Raw genomic sequence first — 17,580 nt, forward strand, 5'->3', positions numbered from 1 at the left:
CCCCCAAGGTGTCTCGTAAATCACACGTCGTCGAAAATCCCTGTTTTTCCAGCGTGTGTTTGCAAAAACAACTTTGTTATCGTCTCCCCAACTTCTCGCGAAGTCAGCCTGACACACACAAAAAAACCGGTGTCCGGCGCCTTTCAATCGGATGGAGATCGAGCAATGAAGAAAACACTGATCGCGGCGGCCACGCTGTGTGCATTCACCGGCGCCGCATCGGCGCAAAGTTCCGTGACGCTGTACGGCGTCCTGGATCAGGGCATCGGCTGGACCAACAGCGCCGGCGGCGGCAAGCAGATCGGCATCACCGACGGCAATCTGCAGGGCAGCCGCTGGGGCCTGCGCGGCGCGGAGGATCTGGGTGCCGGATTGAAAGCCATCTTCGCGCTGGAAAGCGGCTTCAACGTCAGCGATGGCCGCTTGACGCATGGCGGCGCCCTGTTCGGCCGTCAGGCCTTCGTGGGCTTGAGCAGCGCGACCGCAGGTACGGTGACGCTCGGCCGGCAATACGATTCGCTGACCGATTACGTCGGTCCGTTCGCCATGGGCTCGCAGTGGGCCGGCGCGACCGGCGCCCACCCGTTCGATTTCGACAATCTGCACAATAGCCGCGCGGCGAACGGGGCATTGAAGTACACCAGCTTGAATTACAGCGGTTTCACGTTCGGCGGCACCGTCAGCCCGAACGGCGTGACGGGGCATCCGACGAAGAACATCGGCTGGTCGGTGGGTGCCGGGTTCGCCGACGGACCGCTGCAACTCGGCATCGCCTATCTGCGCTCGAAGGATCCGAGCTACTCGGTGCTGGCCCAGCCACTGCTAACACCCATCAATCAATTCGGGCCGGAGGATAGCAGCCGCCACGCCACCCTGGCCGCCGGCGGCAGCTATGCCTTCGGGCCGGCGGTGATCGGCCTGACCTACAGCAGAACGCAGGACGAGTTCGCACAGGCGGTACCGGGCAACGTCCCGGAATCCACGCTTCTGCGCGCGCAGAACGGCGAAATCAGCCTGCGCTATCAGATGACGCCGGCCCTGCTCGCGGGTGCGGGCTACGGCTATACGAAGATGTCGCGGGACGGTCAGGGAAACCATTTGCATCAGGTTTCGCTGGGCACGGTCTACTCGCTGTCCAAACGCACAGCCGTCTACGCGAGCGGTTCGTTCCAGCGCGCCAATGCCGGTCACAAGGCGGCGCTGTACAGCCTCGACGAATCCGCGAACAATCGCCAGATCGCCGTCCGCGTGGGCGTGCGGCACCGCTTCTAAAGGCATCGAAGGCGGCGTCGCGGCCGCCTGCCAACCGGAAAGGACGCCTTGGGCGTCCTTTTTTCATATCCCGTCCGCACCGCCCCAACCCTGGCGTTTTCGGCGAGTGTTGCGCAAACACCCTGACGGCAGCACTGGCTTTTTTTTGCATTCCCACATGCGCTGACATTGGCATAACATACAAGTCATGTAGACCCCTTCCAGCTTTCCGCGGCCATCCGTCCTCCCGGACGATGCATGATGGAACGATCCAAAGGGGCGCGGCACCTAATGCGAATCTTGGCAAGACAGAAATGTCGGAGAGCGCGTCCGCCTTCTCCGACATGACGTTCCACGTTGGCGAGGGAAAAGCATGGATATCTACAGCAGTTTCGCAAGTCGCTTCGATAAATCCCGCGAGGAGGAATATTCGCTGGAAGAGTATCTGGAGCTGTGCAAGCAGGACGCGGCCGTCTACGCGACGGCGAGCGAACGCATGCTGATGGCCATCGGCGAGCCCGAAAGCCTCGACACGCGAAGCGATCCGCGGCTCTCGCGGATCTTCGCCAACAAGGTGATGAAGATCTATCCGGCGTTCCGGGAATTCTACGGCACCGAGGAAGTCATCGAACAGGTCGTTTCCTATTTCCGGCATTCTGCGCAGGGCCTCGAAGAGAAGAAACAGATTCTCTATCTGCTCGGCCCCGTGGGCGGCGGCAAGTCGTCGATCGCCGAACGGCTGAAACAGTTGATGGAGCACATTCCGTTCTATTCGATCAAGGGTTCGCCGGTCAACGAATCCCCTCTCGGTCTCTTCGACCACGATGAGGACGGTCCGATTCTCGAGGAGCAGTTCGGTATTCCGAAACGCTACCTCAAAAACATCATGAGCCCCTGGGCGGTCAAACGACTGCACGAATACAACGGCGACATCCGGCAGTTCCGGGTGGTCAAACGCTACCCGTCGGTATTGCGACAACTGGCGATCGCCAAGACCGAGCCGGGCGACGAGAACAACCAGGACATCTCCTCGCTGGTCGGCAAGGTCGACATCCGCAAGCTCGAACAGTTCTCGCAGGACGACGCGGACGCGTACAGCTATTCGGGCGGCCTGTGCCTGGCGAATCAGGGATTGCTCGAATTCGTCGAAATGTTCAAGGCGCCGATCAAGGTGCTGCACCCGCTGCTGACCGCCACCCAGGAAGGCAATTTCAAGGGTACCGAGGGTTTCGGCGCGATTCCGTTCGACGGCATCATTCTCGCGCACTCGAACGAATCGGAATGGAAGACCTTCCGCAACAACAAGAACAACGAGGCGATGCTGGACCGCATCTACATCGTCAAGGTCCCCTACTGCCTGCGCGTCAACGAGGAGATACGGATCTACGAAAAGCTGATCCGCAATTCCTCGCTCGCCGAGGCGGTCTGCGCGCCAAACACGCTGAAGATGATGGCGCAGTTCTCGATCCTCACCCGGCTGCACGAGCCGGAGAATTCAAGCATTTTCTCGAAAATGCAGGTCTACGACGGGGAGAATCTGAAGGATACGGATCCGAAGGCCAAGTCCTATCAGGAATATCGGGACTTCGGCGGCGTGGACGAGGGCATGAACGGCGTCTCCACCCGCTTCGCTTTCAAGATCCTGTCGCGCGTTTTCAATTTTGATTCGTCGGAGGTGGCCGCCAATCCCGTGCATTTGATGTACATCCTCGAACAGCAGATCGAGCGGGAGCAGTTTCCCGGGGAACAGGAACAGAAGTACCTGTCCTTCATCAAGGACCAGCTGGCCGCGCGCTATGTCGAGTTCATCGGCAAGGAGATCCAGACCGCTTATCTCGAATCGTATTCCGAATACGGGCAGAACATCTTCGACCGCTACGTCACCTACGCGGATTTCTGGATACAGGACCAGGAATTCCGGGACCATGACACCGGAGAAAGTTTCGATCGCGCCTCGCTGAACGCGGAACTCGAGAAAATCGAGAAACCGGCGGGCATCAGCAATCCCAAGGACTTCCGCAACGAGATCGTCAACTTCGTGCTGCGGGCGCGGGCGGGCAACGCCGGCAACAATCCGCACTGGACCAGCTACGAGAAATTGCGGCGGGTCATCGAGAAGAAAATGTTCTCGAACACCGAGGAACTGCTGCCGGTGGTTTCCTTCAATGCGAAGGGTTCGGCGGAGGAACAGCGCAAGCACGACGAGTTCGTCAACCGGATGGTGACCAAGGGCTATACGCCCAAGCAGGTCCGACTGCTGTGCGAGTGGTATCTGCGCGTGCGCAAGGCATCGTAACGCACGCCGTGGTGCCGGGGCGCCGGATCCGGCGTCCCGTTTGCGCACCCATGTTTCTTTGCAGGAGACGGTATCTTGCTGCACCAGATCATCGACCGTAGACTTTCCGGCAAGAACAAGAGTATTGCCAATCGGGAGCGCTTCCTGCGGCGCTACCGCAGCCATATCCGGGGCGCCGTCACCGAGGCCATCAAGGGCCGCGGCATCCAGGATATCGAGAAATCGGAAAAAATCACCATCCCGCGCAAGGACGTCTCGGAGCCTGTGTTCGGCCACGGTCCCGGCGGCACGCGGGAAATGGTTCACCCCGGCAACCAGGACTACACCCGGGGGGATCGCATCGCGCGACCGAATGGCGGCGGTGGCGGGGGCGGCTCGGGCAGCGGCGCTGCCAGCGACGGCGGCGAGGGCCAGGACGAATTCGCATTCGAGCTGAGCCGCGAGGAGTTCATGCAGTACTTCTTCGAGGATCTCGAACTGCCCCGCCTGCTGGCCAACCAGTTCCTCACGGTGCCGAACTGGAAAAACGTGCGTACCGGCTATTCTGCCGAGGGTACGCCGAACAACATCCATATCGTCCGCTCGCTGCGCAGCGCGCTCGGGCGACGCATCGCCCTGGGTTCGCCGCTCGCTGCGGAATTGCGCGATCTGCGCGAACGGCTCGATGCGCTGGAGCGCACGCCGGTCGACACGCCATCGCGCCGGGACGAGATCCGGCAACTGCAGGCGGACATCGTCGCGCTCGAGGGGCGCTTGAAGCGCATTCCCTTCATCGATCCCTTCGATCTGCGTTACGTGAACCGCACGCGTCAGGCGGAGCCGTCGAGCCAGGCGGTGATGTTCTGCGTGATGGACGTGTCGGGATCGATGGACGAGCATCGCAAGGATCTGTCCAAACGCTTCTTCATCCTGCTGTACCTGTTTTTGAGACGCAACTACGAGCGTATCGAAATGGTGTTCATCCGGCACCACACGCGCGCCGACGAAGTCGACGAGGATACGTTCTTTCATTCGCGCGAAAGCGGCGGCACGGTGGTGTCGAGCGCGCTGGAACTGATGGCCAAGGTCATCGAGGAACGCTATCCGCCGAACGAATGGAATATCTATGGCGCCCAGGCGTCCGATGGCGACAACTGGAACGACGACTCGCCAAAATGCCGGGGCTTGCTGACGTCCGCGATCCTGCCCGCCTGCCGCTACTTCGCCTATATCCAGGTCGCGCCGGAGGAACAGAATCTGTGGCAGGAATATGAGCAGATGGCCGTCGATCATCCGCAATTCGCGATGAAGAAAGTGCAGGCGGCGTCGGACATCTATCCCGTTTTTCGCGAATTGTTCGAGAAACCCACCGCGCGTTGAGCGAGGGAGGAACCATGCATCCATCCGAAGCAACCCTGGAGCGCCCGCCGGCGCGCGCTCCGCTGCCCAGCCCGTCGGACTGGACCTTCGAACTGATCGAGCAGTACAACGAGGAGATCGCGGCCGTCGCGGCCCAATACCGCCTGGATACCTACCCGATCCAGCTCGAAATCATCAGCTCCGAGCAGATGATGGACGCGTATGCGTCGATCGGCATGCCGGTGAATTACCGGCACTGGTCGTTCGGCAAACATTTTCTGTCGACCGAGAAGGATTACCGGCGCGGCCAGATGGGGCTGGCCTACGAGATCGTCATCAATTCGAACCCCTGCATCGCCTATCTGATGGAGGAAAACACGCTGACGATGCAGGCGCTGGTGGTGGCTCACGCCGCCTATGGGCACAACTCCTTCTTCAAGGGCAACTACCTGTTCCAGCTATGGACCGATGCGCAGGCGATCATCGATTATCTGGTCTACGCGAAGAATTACATCGGCGAATGCGAGGAGCGGCACGGGCTGGACCGCGTGGAGGAACTGCTGGATTCCTGTCACGCATTGATGAATTACGGCGTCGACCGCTACAAGCGGCCGCAGAAACTGTCCCTCGAGAAGGAACGGCTGCGCCAGCGTGAACGGGAAGCGTATCTGCAGTCGCAGGTCAACGAACTGTGGCGCACGCTGCCGTCGCGCAAGGCGGAGACGGCCGGCCAGACCGAGGCGCGCTTTCCGTCCGAACCGCAGGAAAACCTGCTGTATTTCGCCGAAAAGAACGCGCCCCTGCTGGAGCCGTGGGAGCGCGAGGTGATCCGCATCGTGCGCAAGGTCGCGCAGTATTTCTATCCGCAGCGTCAGACGCAAGTGATGAACGAAGGATGGGCGACATTCTGGCATTACACGCTGCTCAATACGCTGTACGACCAGGGCAAGCTGTCGGACGGCTTCATGATGGAGTTCCTGCACTCGCATAGCAACGTGGTGTTCCAGCCACCGGTGGGCAAGTCGTACTACAGCGGCATCAACCCGTATGCGCTGGGTTTCACGATGATGTGCGACATCCGCCGCATGTGCGAGCACCCCACCGACGAGGACCGCTACTGGTTTCCGGACCTGGCCGGCAGCGACTGGCTCGAATCCCTGCATTACGCGATGCGCAATTTCAAGGACGAGAGTTTCATCGCGCAGTACCTGTCGCCCAAGGTCATGCGCGACATGCGTTTCTTCTCGGTCCTCGATGCGGAACACGACGATGCGCTGGAGATATCGGGGATCCACGACGAAAGCGGATACCGGTATGTCCGGCAGGCGCTGTCCAAGCAATACGATCTGCATCACCGGGAGCCGAACATCCAGGTGTGGTCGGTCGACCGGCGCGGCGACCGCAGCCTGACGCTGCGGCATGTGCGCGCCGACAATCGTCCGCTCGACGGGTCGACGGACGAGATGCTGCGGCACATCACGCGGCTCTGGGGGTTCGATGTGAAACTGGAGAGCGTGGACGGCGACGGGCAGATCATCGAACGCTTTCAATGCGCCGGCCTGCGCGGCGAGCGTCCCTGAGCCGGGCGTACCGGCGTTGCCGCCGCGCGGGCCGCGGCGGTCTTTGTCGCATGGGCTTCCCTGAGCCGGGCGCTATGCTCCCGCCGCGTATTCCGCCGCGTATTCCGCCTCAGGCCGCGAAGTTCTGCGCGGCGAAGTACCAGTTGGCGACGTTCCAGAACGCTTCGACGAACTTCGGGCGCGCGTTGCGGTAGTCGATGTAGTACGCGTGTTCCCAGACGTCGATCGTCAGCAGCGGCTTGGCGTCCGAGGTCAGCGGCGTCGCTGCGTTGCTGGTGGACACGATGTCCAGCGAGCCATCCGCCTTCTTCACGAGCCAGGCCCAGCCGGCGCCGAAGGTGCCCACCGCCGCCGCCGCGAACGCTTCCTTGAACTGCCCGAAACCGCCCCACCTGGTGGCGATCGCCTCGGCCAGCGCGCCGGTCGGCTCGCCGCCGCCATCGGGCGACAACGCGTGCCAGAAAAAGGTGTGATTCCAGACTTGCGCGGCGTTGTTGAAGATGCCGCCGGACGACTTGCGCACGATTTCCTCGAGCGGCATGTTCTCGAACTCGGTTCCCGGGATCAACTTGTTCAGATTCGTCACATAGGCCTGGTGATGCTTGCCGTAGTGAAATTCGATGGTTTCCCGGGAGATGTGCGGCTGCAACGCATCCTCGGCATACGGGAGCGGCGGCAGTTGATGAGTGGTCATGGCGGAATCCTTCCATAGAGAGGGGAGCTGCGCGTTCCGAACGACGCTCGACGGCGTCTTCACGCAGGCGGAGAAAGACCGCGTGGATTGTAGGGCAATTATCCGTCGGCGGTAAACCGGTCCGCCCCGGCGTCCTCCCCGTCGCGCGCCGCCCATTCCCCGCGTGGCCGGGCGCGCGCCCCTCGTCAGAGACTCTCGTCGAAACGCGGCTGGACATCGCCCAGCGTGACATCCGCCGCCCCTTCGGCCAGATGGACACTGAGCGGCTGACCGGGCTTGAGCGCCGCGGGCGAGCGCAGGGGCACGCCGCTGCGTGGATCGATCAGCGCCGCATAGCCGCGCGCCAGGGTCTGCCGCGGCCCGAGCAATTCGATCCGCTGGCCCAGCGAACCGAGCCGTGCGTGGCGCCGCTCGCGATCGCGCGACAGCCCCTCCGCCAGCCGCGCGGCCAGACGCGTGACATGCCGGCGATGCTCGACGACATCGGGTTCGCACCGTTGCCAGCGCAGACGCGCCAACGCGAACGCCGCGGTGGCGGCCCGCACCGGACGCGCGGCCGCGGCGCTCAGGCGGCCGCCCAGTTGCCGTATATGCGCGCGCTGCCGTTCCAGCCGTTCGACCGGGCTGACCAGCCGGCGGCTGACATGGTCGAGATGCTGCTGCCGGCGCTCCATTTCGCGGCCGAAGGCACGCGCCAATTGCGCGTGCCGGTGGTCGAGCTCGCGCAGCAATACCAGCCGCTGCGGGCTGACCAGTTCGGCGGCGCCCGTGGGGGTGGGCGCCCGCATGTCCGCGGCGAAATCGGCGATGGTGAAGTCGGTTTCGTGGCCGACACCCGCGACGATGGGAATCGCGCTCGCGGCAATCGCCCGCGCCAGTCCCTCGCCATTGAACGCCCAGAGATCCTCGATCGATCCACCGCCGCGGCACACGATCAGGACGTCGACCTCGGCGCGCCGGTTCGCCGTCTCGATCATGCCGGCGAGCCGGTCGCCGGCGCCGGCACCCTGCACCGGCGCCGGATAGACGATGACACCCAGATGCGGGGCACGGCGCTGCAGCGTCGTCAGGACATCGCGCAATGCCGCGGCCTGCAGCGAGGTGACGATGCCGATCCGACGCGGATGCGGCGGTATGCGACGCTTGCGCGCGGCGTCGAACAAGCCTTCGGCTTCGAGCTTCTGCTTGAGCTTCAGGAACAACTCGTACAACTGCCCCTGGCCGGTGCGGCGCACGGCTTCGACGCTCAGTTGCAACTCGCCACGCGGTTCGTACATGCTGACCAGCGCGCGCACCTCGATGCGGTCGCCTTCGCGCGGCATGAAATCCGCATGCTGCGCGCGGTTGCGAAACATCACGCAGCGCATCTGCGCCTGCGCATCCTTGATCGTGAAATACCAATGGCCGCTGGCCGCACGCGTGAAATTCGAGACTTCGCCCGAGACCCAGGTCAGCGGGAAATGACGTTCGAGCAGCTTGCCGATCGCGCGATTCAGCGCCGAGACCGGAATGACGGCCTCGTTGGCGAAGGACCGGTCGTCCAAGAAAGGATCCATGGTGTTCCGAGAAAAAAGGCGGAAAAGACGCGACGCCGCCGGCGACGCACCGGCAGCCTGCCTTGGGACGTGCTTTTCACGAGGCACTTCGGCAGGCTGTCGGCTGGCGCATCCGTCGGCCGGCACATCCATTTCGCTCCCAGCTTACCGGCTGCGCGACGCGCTTGCCAGCACGATCCACGCGGCACGGGATGCTCGCCGGTGACACGCGATGCCATCGGCGACGCACCGCTGCCTATTTTTTGGGCAGCCGAAAAATGTCGTGTGACGGCGGAGAGTTAGCGACGCGATCCCCATATTGTCCACAAGCTGACGGCGTGTGTCTGTGGATTCGACCGCCGCGCACCGCAATGCGATGGACGGGGCCTCTTTCGCGGTGTACCGGCGATGCCGCCGGCTGATCGCGCGCACGCGGTGCAGCGGTCGGGGTCGCCTCTGCCGCATTTTTAGGCAGCCCCAAAAAATCGCGCAGTGGCAAGCAGTTAGCGTCGGACTCCCCATGTTGTCCACAAGCTTGGTGCCCTTCGCTGGGGATTGTCGAACGCTTCCGTGCCGCGCGCTGCTCAAAATTTAATCAGCCCGAAAAACCTCAATGATGCCGGTCACTTACCGCATCCCTCCCCAATTTGTCCACAAGCTGCGCCTCCCTGGCTGTGGATTGGCGAGCGCTCGTACGCACCCGCGCGCCGGATGGAGATGCGCACCATGCCTTGCGATCGTCCGCCGCGCGGGCTAGAGTGCGGACTCGATCTCCGCCCCGCCACCGGTCATGCCCTCTGCCATGCTTCCCGTCGATACCCCTCTCGTTCTGCCGCCCCGCGTCTGCGTACGCGCCGAGGCGGGTTGATGCGGGGCCGTCTGGAAGGCTGGATCGGCCGCGAGTGGCAGCGGCGCGGCCCCCTCGCCTGGCTGCTGCTGCCGCTGGCGGGCGTCTTCGGGGCGATTGCCGCGGCGCGACGGCTCGGATTTCGCCTGGGCTGGCTGAAAAGCGTGTCGGCGGGCGTGCCGGTGGTGGTGGTCGGCAATGTGACCGTAGGCGGCACCGGCAAGACGCCGACCGTGATCGCGCTGGTGGAAGCGCTACGGGAAGCGGGCCATACGCCCGGCGTCATCTCGCGCGGCTACGGCGGCCGCGCGGGCGCGGGCCAGCCCCTCGCGGTGGACACCCGCACCGATGCACGGGACGCGGGCGACGAACCCACGCTGATCGCGCGCCGCACCGGCATCCCGGTCTATGTCTGCCGGGACCGCGTCGCCGCCGCGGCCGCGCTGCGGCGCGATCATCCGCAGGTCGATGTGCTCGTCAGCGACGACGGCCTGCAGCATTACCGGCTCGCGCGCGACGTCGAAATCGTCGTCTTCGATCAGCGGCTGGGCGGCAACGGCTTCCTGTTGCCGGCGGGGCCGCTGCGCGAGCCCTTGCGCCGGCGCCGGGACGCAACCCTGATCAACGATCCGTTCGGCGCCCCGCTCCCGCCGTGGCACGAGACCTCGCGTTTGCGGCTCGAACCCGACGCCGCCTGGCGGGTCGACGCGCCCGCCGAGCGGCGCGAATTGGCGAGCTTCGCGCCGCAGCGGGTGCTCGCGGCGGCCGGCATCGGCGCGCCGGAACGGTTTTTCGCGATGCTGCGGGCGCACGGCATCCGCCCGTTCACCCGCGCTTTTCCGGATCACCATCATTTCGCGCACAACCCTTTCGCGGCGGAGCCGGCGGATGCGATCCTGGTGACCGAAAAGGATGCGGTAAAATGCGGCGGTTGGCACGATGGCCGCTTGTGGGCCGTCCCCGTCCGGGGGGTGCTCGACCCCCGTCTGATAGCGCTTGTTGTGGAGAAGGTCCGTGGACGCTCGCCTGCTTGAAATCCTGGTATGCCCTTTGTGCAAGGGTGCCCTGAAATATGACCGTGCCGCGCAGGAACTGGTGTGTGCGGTCGACAAAATCGCCTATCCGATCCAGGACGGCATTCCGGTGATGCTCGCCGACGAAGCCCGTACGACCGTCGATGGCCGCCGCGTGGATCCGGAAGGCATCCCCGCTCCGCTCAGCACGCCCAGCGCTCCGCTGTGACACGCGCCGCGGTGGAGAGCAGCACGCCGCCGTTCGTCGCCGTGGTGCCGGCGCGGCTGGGTTCGACCCGCCTGCCGAACAAGCCGCTTGCCGATATCGGCGGGCGGCCGATGGTGGTGCACGTCGCCGAGCGGGCCCGACGCTCGGGCGCGGTCCAGGTCATCGTCGCCACGGATTCGCCGCAGGTCCGCGACGCCGTTGCCGCGCACGATTTCGACGTGCTGCTGACGCGTGCGGACCATCCGTCGGGAACCGACCGGCTCGCGGAAGTGGCCAGCCGGCTCGGCTGGCCCGACGACACGATCGTCGTCAATGTCCAGGGCGACGAACCCCTGATCGACCCGGCCCTGATCGGCGACGTCGCACGCCACCTCGCCGACCATCCCGACTGCGCGATCGCCACCGCCGCGCACCCGGTGGCCACGCGCGCCGAGATCTTCGATCCGAACGCGGTCAAGGTGGTGATCGACGCGCGCGGCGTCGCGCTCTATTTCTCCCGCGCGCCGATTCCCTGGTTCCGGGACGATTACGCCCCGCCCGGCGTTGCCGCGGCCGCGTCCGATGGTCGCATCGGCGCCGCCGCCGCCGCCGCCGCCGCCGCCGCCGCCGCCGCCGCCGCCGCCGCTGGTGCGCCGGGCCTCGTATACCGGCATATCGGAATTTACGCGTACCGGGCCGGCTTCCTGCGCCGCTACCCGAGCCTGTCGGCCTCGCCGCTGGAGCGCGCGGAGTCTCTGGAGCAACTGCGCGCCATCTGGCATGGCGAGCGCATCGCCGTGAAAATCACCGAATCCGCACCGCCTCCGGGCGTCGATACGCCCGAGGATCTGGCACGCGCCCGCGCCGCTTTCGCCGCGAGCGGCGAATCAACCGTGGCATAATCGACGCTCACGCAAGCGGCGAGCGCGCGGGACCCGCGCGACCGGGGGGGTGACGTCATCCCTTCCCGGTCGCGCTTCTTCGTGTCGCACCGAACCGCGTGCAGCCTGCCGTTGGATGTCCGGCGTGTCGTCCCCGCCTGGTCAGACCCGCTCTCTGCACCCGCCGGCCCGCGAGCCGCCGCCGCTTGCCTGCCCTATTCCCATCTATGTAAACGGAGTCACCGTCATGCGTTTGATCCTGCTAGGCGCGCCCGGCGCGGGCAAAGGTACCCAGGCTACCTTCATCAAGGAACAGTACGGCATTCCCCAGATCTCCACGGGCGACATGCTGCGCGCGGCAGTGAAAGCCGGCACACCGCTCGGCCTGGAGGCCAAGCGCTTCATGGACGCCGGCGAACTGGTAACGGATGAATTGATCATCGGTCTGGTCAAGGAGCGGCTGAAGGAAGCGGATTGTGCGAACGGTTATCTGTTCGACGGCTTCCCGCGCACCATCCCGCAGGCCGAAGCCCTGCGCAGCAGCGGCGTGCTGATCGACCATGTACTGGAGATCGACGTGCCCTTCGACGCCATCATCCAGCGCATCAGCGGGCGGCGCGTGCATGCCGCGTCGGGACGCACCTATCACATCGCGTATCAGCCGCCGAAGGTCGAGGGCCTCGACGACGAGACCGGCGAAGCGCTGATCCAGCGCACCGACGATCATGAGGAAACGGTCCGCAAGCGCCTCGATGTCTACAACGCGCAGACCCGCCCGCTGGTCGACTACTATCAGCAGTGGGCGCAGTCGGGCAAGGGCGATACCATGCCGGCGCCGGCGTACCGCTGCATCTCGGGCGAGGGTTCGGTCGACGAAATCCGCAGCCGCGTGGTCACGGCGCTGCAGGACTGAGCGCCTGGTTCCGGCCCCTGTTCAACGGGGCCCCTCGCTGGCCTGCTGCACGCGGCGGCGCAGGTCCACCAGTTGCGATTCGATGACGGTCGCATCCTCCGCGGCCGGGCACTCGCCCAGATAGGCCTGCAAATCCTCGATCGCGGGCCGCAGATAGTCCAGGCGCGCGAACGCCAGGCCGCGGTCGCGCCGCTCCTCGATATCCTGGGGCAGCAGGATCGCCAGCCGCTGCTGGACGGCGAGCAGCCGTTGCCAGCGTTCGGTTTGCAGATAGATGCTTTTCAGATTGCGCAGCATGCGCGCCAGAATCTCGCGCGCGGTCGCCGGCTGCAACAGCGCGCGCAAGGCGCCACCGATCGGCTCGCCCCGCCGCGACAGATACGGATCGAGCCGGTCCATCAACTGCGCCTCGGAGAGCGATTCGCCGCTCATCGGGTCGAGCATCACCTCGCCGGCCGGCAACGTCACCCGCAGCATGAAGTGCCCGGGAAACGAGACGCCGCCCGCCGGCAGTTGCAGTTGCTGCGCCATTTCCAGATAAAGTACCGCGAGCGAGATCGGAATCCCGCGCCGCTTGCGCAGCACCACATTGAGGTGGCTGTTGTCCGGATCGTAGAAATCGTTCTGGTTTCCGGCAAATCCCAGTTCGCGGAAGAAGAAGCGGTTCAGCAACGGCAGTTTCTGCGCGAGGCCCGCATCCTTGGCCAGGCGTTTCTTCAAACGGTCGACCAGCGCGTCGATTTCCGCGAGCGTGCCCTGCATGTCCAGATCCGGATACGCGTCCTGCGCCAGCGACAACGCCGCTTCCGTCAGCGGCAGCCCCTCGTCCTCGGCGACCAGCGCCGCGAAATAGTCCAGCATCCGGGTGGATTGGGTCACGTCACTCTCCGTCGGAAGTAGCTGTATTTGAAGCCCATCGTCATCAGCATGACAAAATACAGCGCGGCGCAGACCACCAGGCTGGCGCCCAGCAGCGCGATGCGCAGCAGCGGCGTCCGGCCCAGCGCGATCCAGTCGAAGGTCTGCGCGAACCACAGCATCACGCCGGCGAGCACCAGACATGCCCCCAGCAACTGGATGAAGAACTTGCCCCATCCCGGGGACGGCTGGTACAGGCCGCGCAGGCGCAGCCCGATGAACAGCAGGGCCGCGTTCAGGCTGGCCCCCACGCCGATCGACAAGGCCAGACCGGCATGCGCGAAGAGCGGCACGAACGCGTAGTTGCACAACTGCGTCGCGATCATCACGCCCACCGCGATCTTCACCGGCGTCTTGATGTCCTGCTTCGCGTAGAAGCCCGGCGCCAGGATCTTGATCAGGATCAGGCCGAGCAGCCCCACGCCGTATGCGGTCAGCGCATGCGCGACCATGAGGACGTCGTGCCCGACGAAGTGCCCGTAATTGAAGAGCGTGGCCGTCAGCGGCGTGGCGTAGACGAACAGCGCGACGGCGCTGGGCGCGGCGAGCAGGAAGGTGAGCCGCAGGCCCCAGTCGAGCAGCGAGGAATATTCGCCGGGGTCGCTGTCGGAATGCGCCTTCGACAGACTGGGTAACAGGATCGTGCCGAGCGCGACGCCCAGCAGCGCGGTCGGGAATTCCATCAGGCGGTCCGCATACGACAACCAGGAAACGCTTCCCGCCGCCAGCCGCGAAGCGATATTGGTATTGATGATCAGGCTGAGCTGCGCGACCGAGACGGCGAAAGTCGCCGGCACCATCTTGACCAGCACGCGCTTGACGCCGCGATGCCGCAGCGCGGCGAAGGGGTTGAAGCCGATGCGCGGCACCATGCCGATCTTCATCAGGGCCGGAATCTGTACCGCGAGTTGCAGGAAACCGCCCACCACCACCGCCAGCGCCAGCGCATAGATGGGCGTTTGCAGATGCGGCCCGACGAACAGGGCCGCGACGATGAAACTGACGTTGAGCAGCAGCGGCGCGAACGCCGGCACCGAAAAGTTTCTATACGTATTGAGCACGCCCGCGGCCAGCGAGGTGAGCGAGATCAGCGTGATGTACGGGAACATGATGCGGGTCATGTGCACCGCCACCGGAAAGGCCTGGCCCTCGTGCCGCAGGCCGGTTGCCACCGCGTACACGACCCAGGTCGAACCGAGGATGCCGGCGATCGAGAGCAGCACCAGCACCCAGGCGAGCACCGTCGCGGTGGCGTCGACCAGCGCCTTGGTCGCATCGTGCCCTTTCTGGTTCTTGAATTCGGCGAGGATCGGCACGAAGGCCTGCGAGAACGCGCCCTCGGCCGACAGCCGCCGCAGCAGGTTGGGAATCCGGAACGCGACGTTGAAGGCGTCGGTATAGATGCTGGCGCCGAACGCCCTGGCGATCAGGGTTTCGCGCGCGAGTCCGGTGATGCGGGACAGCAGGGTGAAACCGCTGACCGTGAGAAGGGCTTTGAGTAGATTCATGTTGCGGCTATTATACGTACCCAACGAACGATCCCGCCCGCGGTCGCAGCAATGCTTGCCCGGGACGGGCGAAACCAGCTATACTTAGCGGTTTCGAATCATCCCTTTTCGCTTCTCCGGTTATTTTCGGTTTCGCGGGTTTGAATAAAGTACCCAGCTGGCAGCGCTCGACGATCATCGATTTTCATCGGTCTTATCGCTCAGGTATGCCCAGGGACGGTACATAACCCGGCGTCGACTCATCGAAAACCGGCGCCGGAACTGAAAAAACAGGACAAGGTACCTCTCATGGCCAATACTGCCCAAGCTATCAAACGCGCTCGTCAAAGCAAGCAACGCAATGCCCTGCGCTCCGCGCAGCGCTCGCAGGCGCGCACCTCCGTCAAGAACGTCGTCAAGGCCATCACGGCGGGCGACCTGGCGAAGGCCACCGACGCGTTCAAGCTGTCGGCGAAGACGCTCGACACGATGGCGGACAAGCGCGTGATCCACAAGAACAAGGCCGCGCGCCTGAAGAGCCGTCTGGCCGCACGCCTGAAGAAGCACGCAACCGAAGGTCAGGCCGCCGCACAGGCCTGAAGCCGCAGCGGGCCTTCAAGAATGCATTGAAGCCCGGCCGGTCGCGAAAAAGCCCGTTAAAACGGGCTTTTTGCATTGGTGACGCGGCATCGTGCGAAACCGCCCGCCTTTCTCCCCGCCCGTTTGCCGTCGCCCGTTTGCCGTCGCCCGGCCGATGGCGACACGCTGACGCGACGCGCTGACGTCGCATCGGCTCAGGGCCGGGGCCGATCCTCGAAGATCAGACATCCCTCGGTCACCACCAGATCGTTGTCCTTCGCGAAGTTCATCACGAAATCGAACGCCATTTTCTGGGATTCCTGCAGACGCTCGTCGACGACGACGCACTTGACGTCGCCCAGCATGATCGGCCGTACGTAGAGCGAATATTTAAGCCGCGCGTTGGGGCCCGATGCACCCGGACCGAAAGAGGACATCACACCCGCCAGCCGCTCGGACCAGTCACTCGGACGAAAGGTCTTGCCGTCCGACGTGATGCCCTGAATGAAATATTCGCGCGCTGGACTTTCGGACATAGGCGATGACATCGTGGCGATCCGTCAATGAAACCCGTCGCGGAAACAAGCTCCGGCACGCTCCCGGTCCCGGCGCGACAGTGCCATGCAGCGCAGTGCGGGGATCGAACGGGACGGCGGGACCATCGTGTTTCCAGCGGGACCGGAAGCCGCCGGGCATCGACGCGGAGCCTCTGCCGAAGCCTCCGGCGGCCCCCTCTTCCGACGATGCGCGACGGGCTGTCGGGTTCGCCAGGGGGATCCGCGGCCGGGCAGGAAGAAGCAAAGTCGCAGGCAGTGACGCGAGCCGATGCAGAGCGGATTCAGGTCCCGATTATAACGTGATTCGGCTGTCCCATACCGTGTGCAGGGGGCACTGCGCGCAACGCCAGGCGAATACCCGGCATGGCGGCCAGCGCGGCGGACTCGTCAAAACACCGTTATTCCTCTATGCTTTCACACGTTAACCGCAAAAAACGGTGGATTGCGTCGGTTTTCCATCCTGCCGCCGACCCGGGGCCACCGCCTCCCTATGACCGAAAAGACCATTCGCCACTACCTTCGCTTCGAGGATCTGACGCTCGACGAGTACGACTATCTGCTCGAACGCACGCGCATCCTCAAGCAGAAGTTCAAGCGGTACGAAACGTACCACCCGCTGCACGATCGCACGCTGGCGATGATCTTCGAAAAGAATTCGACGCGCACGCGCCTGTCGTTCGAGGCCGGCATACACCAGCTCGGCGGGCACGCGGTTTTCCTGAACACGCGCGACACGCAGTTGGGCCGGGGTGAACCCATCGAGGACGCGGCGCAGGTGATCTCGCGCATGGTCGACGTGATCATGATCCGCACGTTCGGCCAGGAAATCATCGAGCGCTTCGCCGCCCATTCCCGGGTGCCGGTGATCAACGGCCTGACCAACGAATACCACCCGTGCCAGGTATTGGCCGACATCTTCACATTCCATGAGTTGCGCTCGTCGATCCAGGGCAAGACGGTGGCGTGGATCGGCGACGCGAACAACATGGCCTATACGTGGATCGAGGCGGCCCGCATCCTCGGCTTCACGCTGCGCGTCTCCACCCCGCCCGGCTACCGGCTCGACCCGGCGCTCGTCTCGGACGCGCAGGCGGGCTGCCTCGAAGTGGTCGACGACCCCCTCGAGGCCTGCCGCGGCGCGCATCTGGTGACCACCGACGTCTGGACCAGCATGGGCTTCGAGGCGGAGAACGAGGCACGCAAGCAGGCCTTCTCCGACTGGTGCGTCGATGCCGACATGATGGCGGTGGCGGCGCCCGACGCGCTGTTCATGCATTGCCTGCCCGCGCACCGTGGCGAGGAAGTGAGCGCCGAGGTGATCGACGGTCCGCAAAGCGTCGTCTGGGACGAGGCGGAAAACCGTCTGCACGTGCAGAAGGCATTGATGGAATTCCTGCTGCTCGGGCGCCTCAGTCACTGAGTCCCGCCGGGTTCCGGCGAGGCCGGACCCCACGGCCGGCCGGCCCGATATTCATTTGTTGGG

The 17,580-nt window shown here is 64.5% G+C and carries 15 protein-coding genes; 10 read left to right on the plus strand and 5 right to left on the minus strand.

The window, feature by feature from the left end; translation table 11 throughout:
- Positions 1–165 precede the first annotated feature (165 nt).
- From OVY01_RS16590 to OVY01_RS16605, 4 genes are all read left to right on the plus strand, one after another.
- On the plus strand, positions 166–1,272 hold the full coding sequence (locus tag OVY01_RS16590) for a porin (protein WP_267848680.1): 1,107 nt from the start codon (positions 166–168) through the stop codon (positions 1,270–1,272).
- Positions 1,273–1,624: 352 nt separating this feature from the next.
- Positions 1,625–3,547 carry a PrkA family serine protein kinase gene (locus tag OVY01_RS16595; protein ID WP_267848681.1) on the plus strand — a complete coding sequence of 641 codons (1,923 nt, stop codon included), beginning with the start codon at positions 1,625–1,627 and terminating at the stop codon, positions 3,545–3,547.
- Between the two features lie 75 nt (positions 3,548–3,622).
- The gene (locus OVY01_RS16600; protein ID WP_267848682.1) at positions 3,623–4,906 is read left to right on the plus strand and encodes a YeaH/YhbH family protein; all 1,284 of its coding nucleotides are present in this window, start codon (positions 3,623–3,625) and stop codon (positions 4,904–4,906) included.
- A 14-nt stretch (positions 4,907–4,920) separates the two neighbouring features.
- Entirely contained in the window at positions 4,921–6,465 is a 1,545-nt protein-coding gene (locus tag OVY01_RS16605; RefSeq protein ID WP_267848683.1) for a SpoVR family protein, read from the plus strand.
- Between the two features lie 109 nt (positions 6,466–6,574).
- On the opposite strand, the gene OVY01_RS16610 is transcribed toward OVY01_RS16605, so the two are convergent.
- Positions 6,575–7,159 carry a superoxide dismutase gene (locus tag OVY01_RS16610; protein WP_267848684.1) on the minus strand — a complete coding sequence of 195 codons (585 nt, stop codon included), beginning with the start codon at positions 7,157–7,159 and terminating at the stop codon, positions 6,575–6,577.
- A 185-nt stretch (positions 7,160–7,344) separates the two neighbouring features.
- Positions 7,345–8,715: an exodeoxyribonuclease VII large subunit gene (xseA, locus tag OVY01_RS16615; protein ID WP_267848685.1), complete on the minus strand. Its 1,371-nt coding sequence runs from the start codon at positions 8,713–8,715 to the stop codon at positions 7,345–7,347.
- Between the two features lie 846 nt (positions 8,716–9,561).
- Here xseA and lpxK point away from each other — a divergent pair.
- The 4 genes from lpxK (at position 9,562) to adk (ending at position 12,556) form a co-directional block, all read left to right on the plus strand.
- Entirely contained in the window at positions 9,562–10,575 is a 1,014-nt protein-coding gene (gene lpxK / locus OVY01_RS16620; protein WP_267848686.1) for a tetraacyldisaccharide 4'-kinase, read from the plus strand.
- Positions 10,556–10,783, plus strand: coding sequence for a Trm112 family protein (locus OVY01_RS16625; RefSeq protein ID WP_267848687.1), 228 nt, complete (start codon positions 10,556–10,558; stop codon positions 10,781–10,783). Before lpxK ends, OVY01_RS16625 begins: the two co-directional genes overlap by 20 nt.
- Positions 10,780–11,664 carry a 3-deoxy-manno-octulosonate cytidylyltransferase gene (kdsB, locus tag OVY01_RS16630; protein ID WP_267848688.1) on the plus strand — a complete coding sequence of 295 codons (885 nt, stop codon included), beginning with the start codon at positions 10,780–10,782 and terminating at the stop codon, positions 11,662–11,664. Before OVY01_RS16625 ends, kdsB begins: the two co-directional genes overlap by 4 nt.
- Before the next feature lie 226 nt (positions 11,665–11,890).
- Positions 11,891–12,556 carry an adenylate kinase gene (adk, locus tag OVY01_RS16635; protein WP_267848689.1) on the plus strand — a complete coding sequence of 222 codons (666 nt, stop codon included), beginning with the start codon at positions 11,891–11,893 and terminating at the stop codon, positions 12,554–12,556.
- Between the two features lie 21 nt (positions 12,557–12,577).
- Here the strand turns inward: adk and OVY01_RS16640 are convergent, their stop codons facing one another.
- The gene (locus OVY01_RS16640) at positions 12,578–13,417 is read right to left on the minus strand and encodes a SirB1 family protein (protein WP_267848871.1); all 840 of its coding nucleotides are present in this window, start codon (positions 13,415–13,417) and stop codon (positions 12,578–12,580) included.
- 14 nt (positions 13,418–13,431) lie between these two features.
- Positions 13,432–14,982 carry a murein biosynthesis integral membrane protein MurJ gene (gene murJ / locus OVY01_RS16645; protein WP_267848690.1) on the minus strand — a complete coding sequence of 517 codons (1,551 nt, stop codon included), beginning with the start codon at positions 14,980–14,982 and terminating at the stop codon, positions 13,432–13,434.
- Between the two features lie 288 nt (positions 14,983–15,270).
- On the opposite strand from murJ, the gene rpsT reads away from it, so the two are divergent.
- A complete protein-coding gene (gene rpsT, locus OVY01_RS16650) occupies positions 15,271–15,561 on the plus strand; it encodes a 30S ribosomal protein S20 (RefSeq protein WP_267848691.1) in 291 nt (96 codons plus the stop codon).
- A gap of 194 nt (positions 15,562–15,755) precedes the next feature.
- Here the strand turns inward: rpsT and OVY01_RS16655 are convergent, their stop codons facing one another.
- Positions 15,756–16,076 carry a DUF3579 domain-containing protein gene (locus OVY01_RS16655; RefSeq protein WP_267848692.1) on the minus strand — a complete coding sequence of 107 codons (321 nt, stop codon included), beginning with the start codon at positions 16,074–16,076 and terminating at the stop codon, positions 15,756–15,758.
- A 511-nt stretch (positions 16,077–16,587) separates the two neighbouring features.
- On the opposite strand from OVY01_RS16655, the gene argF reads away from it, so the two are divergent.
- Positions 16,588–17,517: an ornithine carbamoyltransferase gene (gene argF, locus OVY01_RS16660; protein WP_267848693.1), complete on the plus strand. Its 930-nt coding sequence runs from the start codon at positions 16,588–16,590 to the stop codon at positions 17,515–17,517.
- The last annotated feature ends 63 nt before the right edge of the window (positions 17,518–17,580 follow it).

Origin of the sequence: Robbsia betulipollinis (assembly GCF_026624755.1) — a bacterium.
GTDB classification, from domain to species: domain Bacteria; phylum Pseudomonadota; class Gammaproteobacteria; order Burkholderiales; family Burkholderiaceae; genus Robbsia; species Robbsia betulipollinis.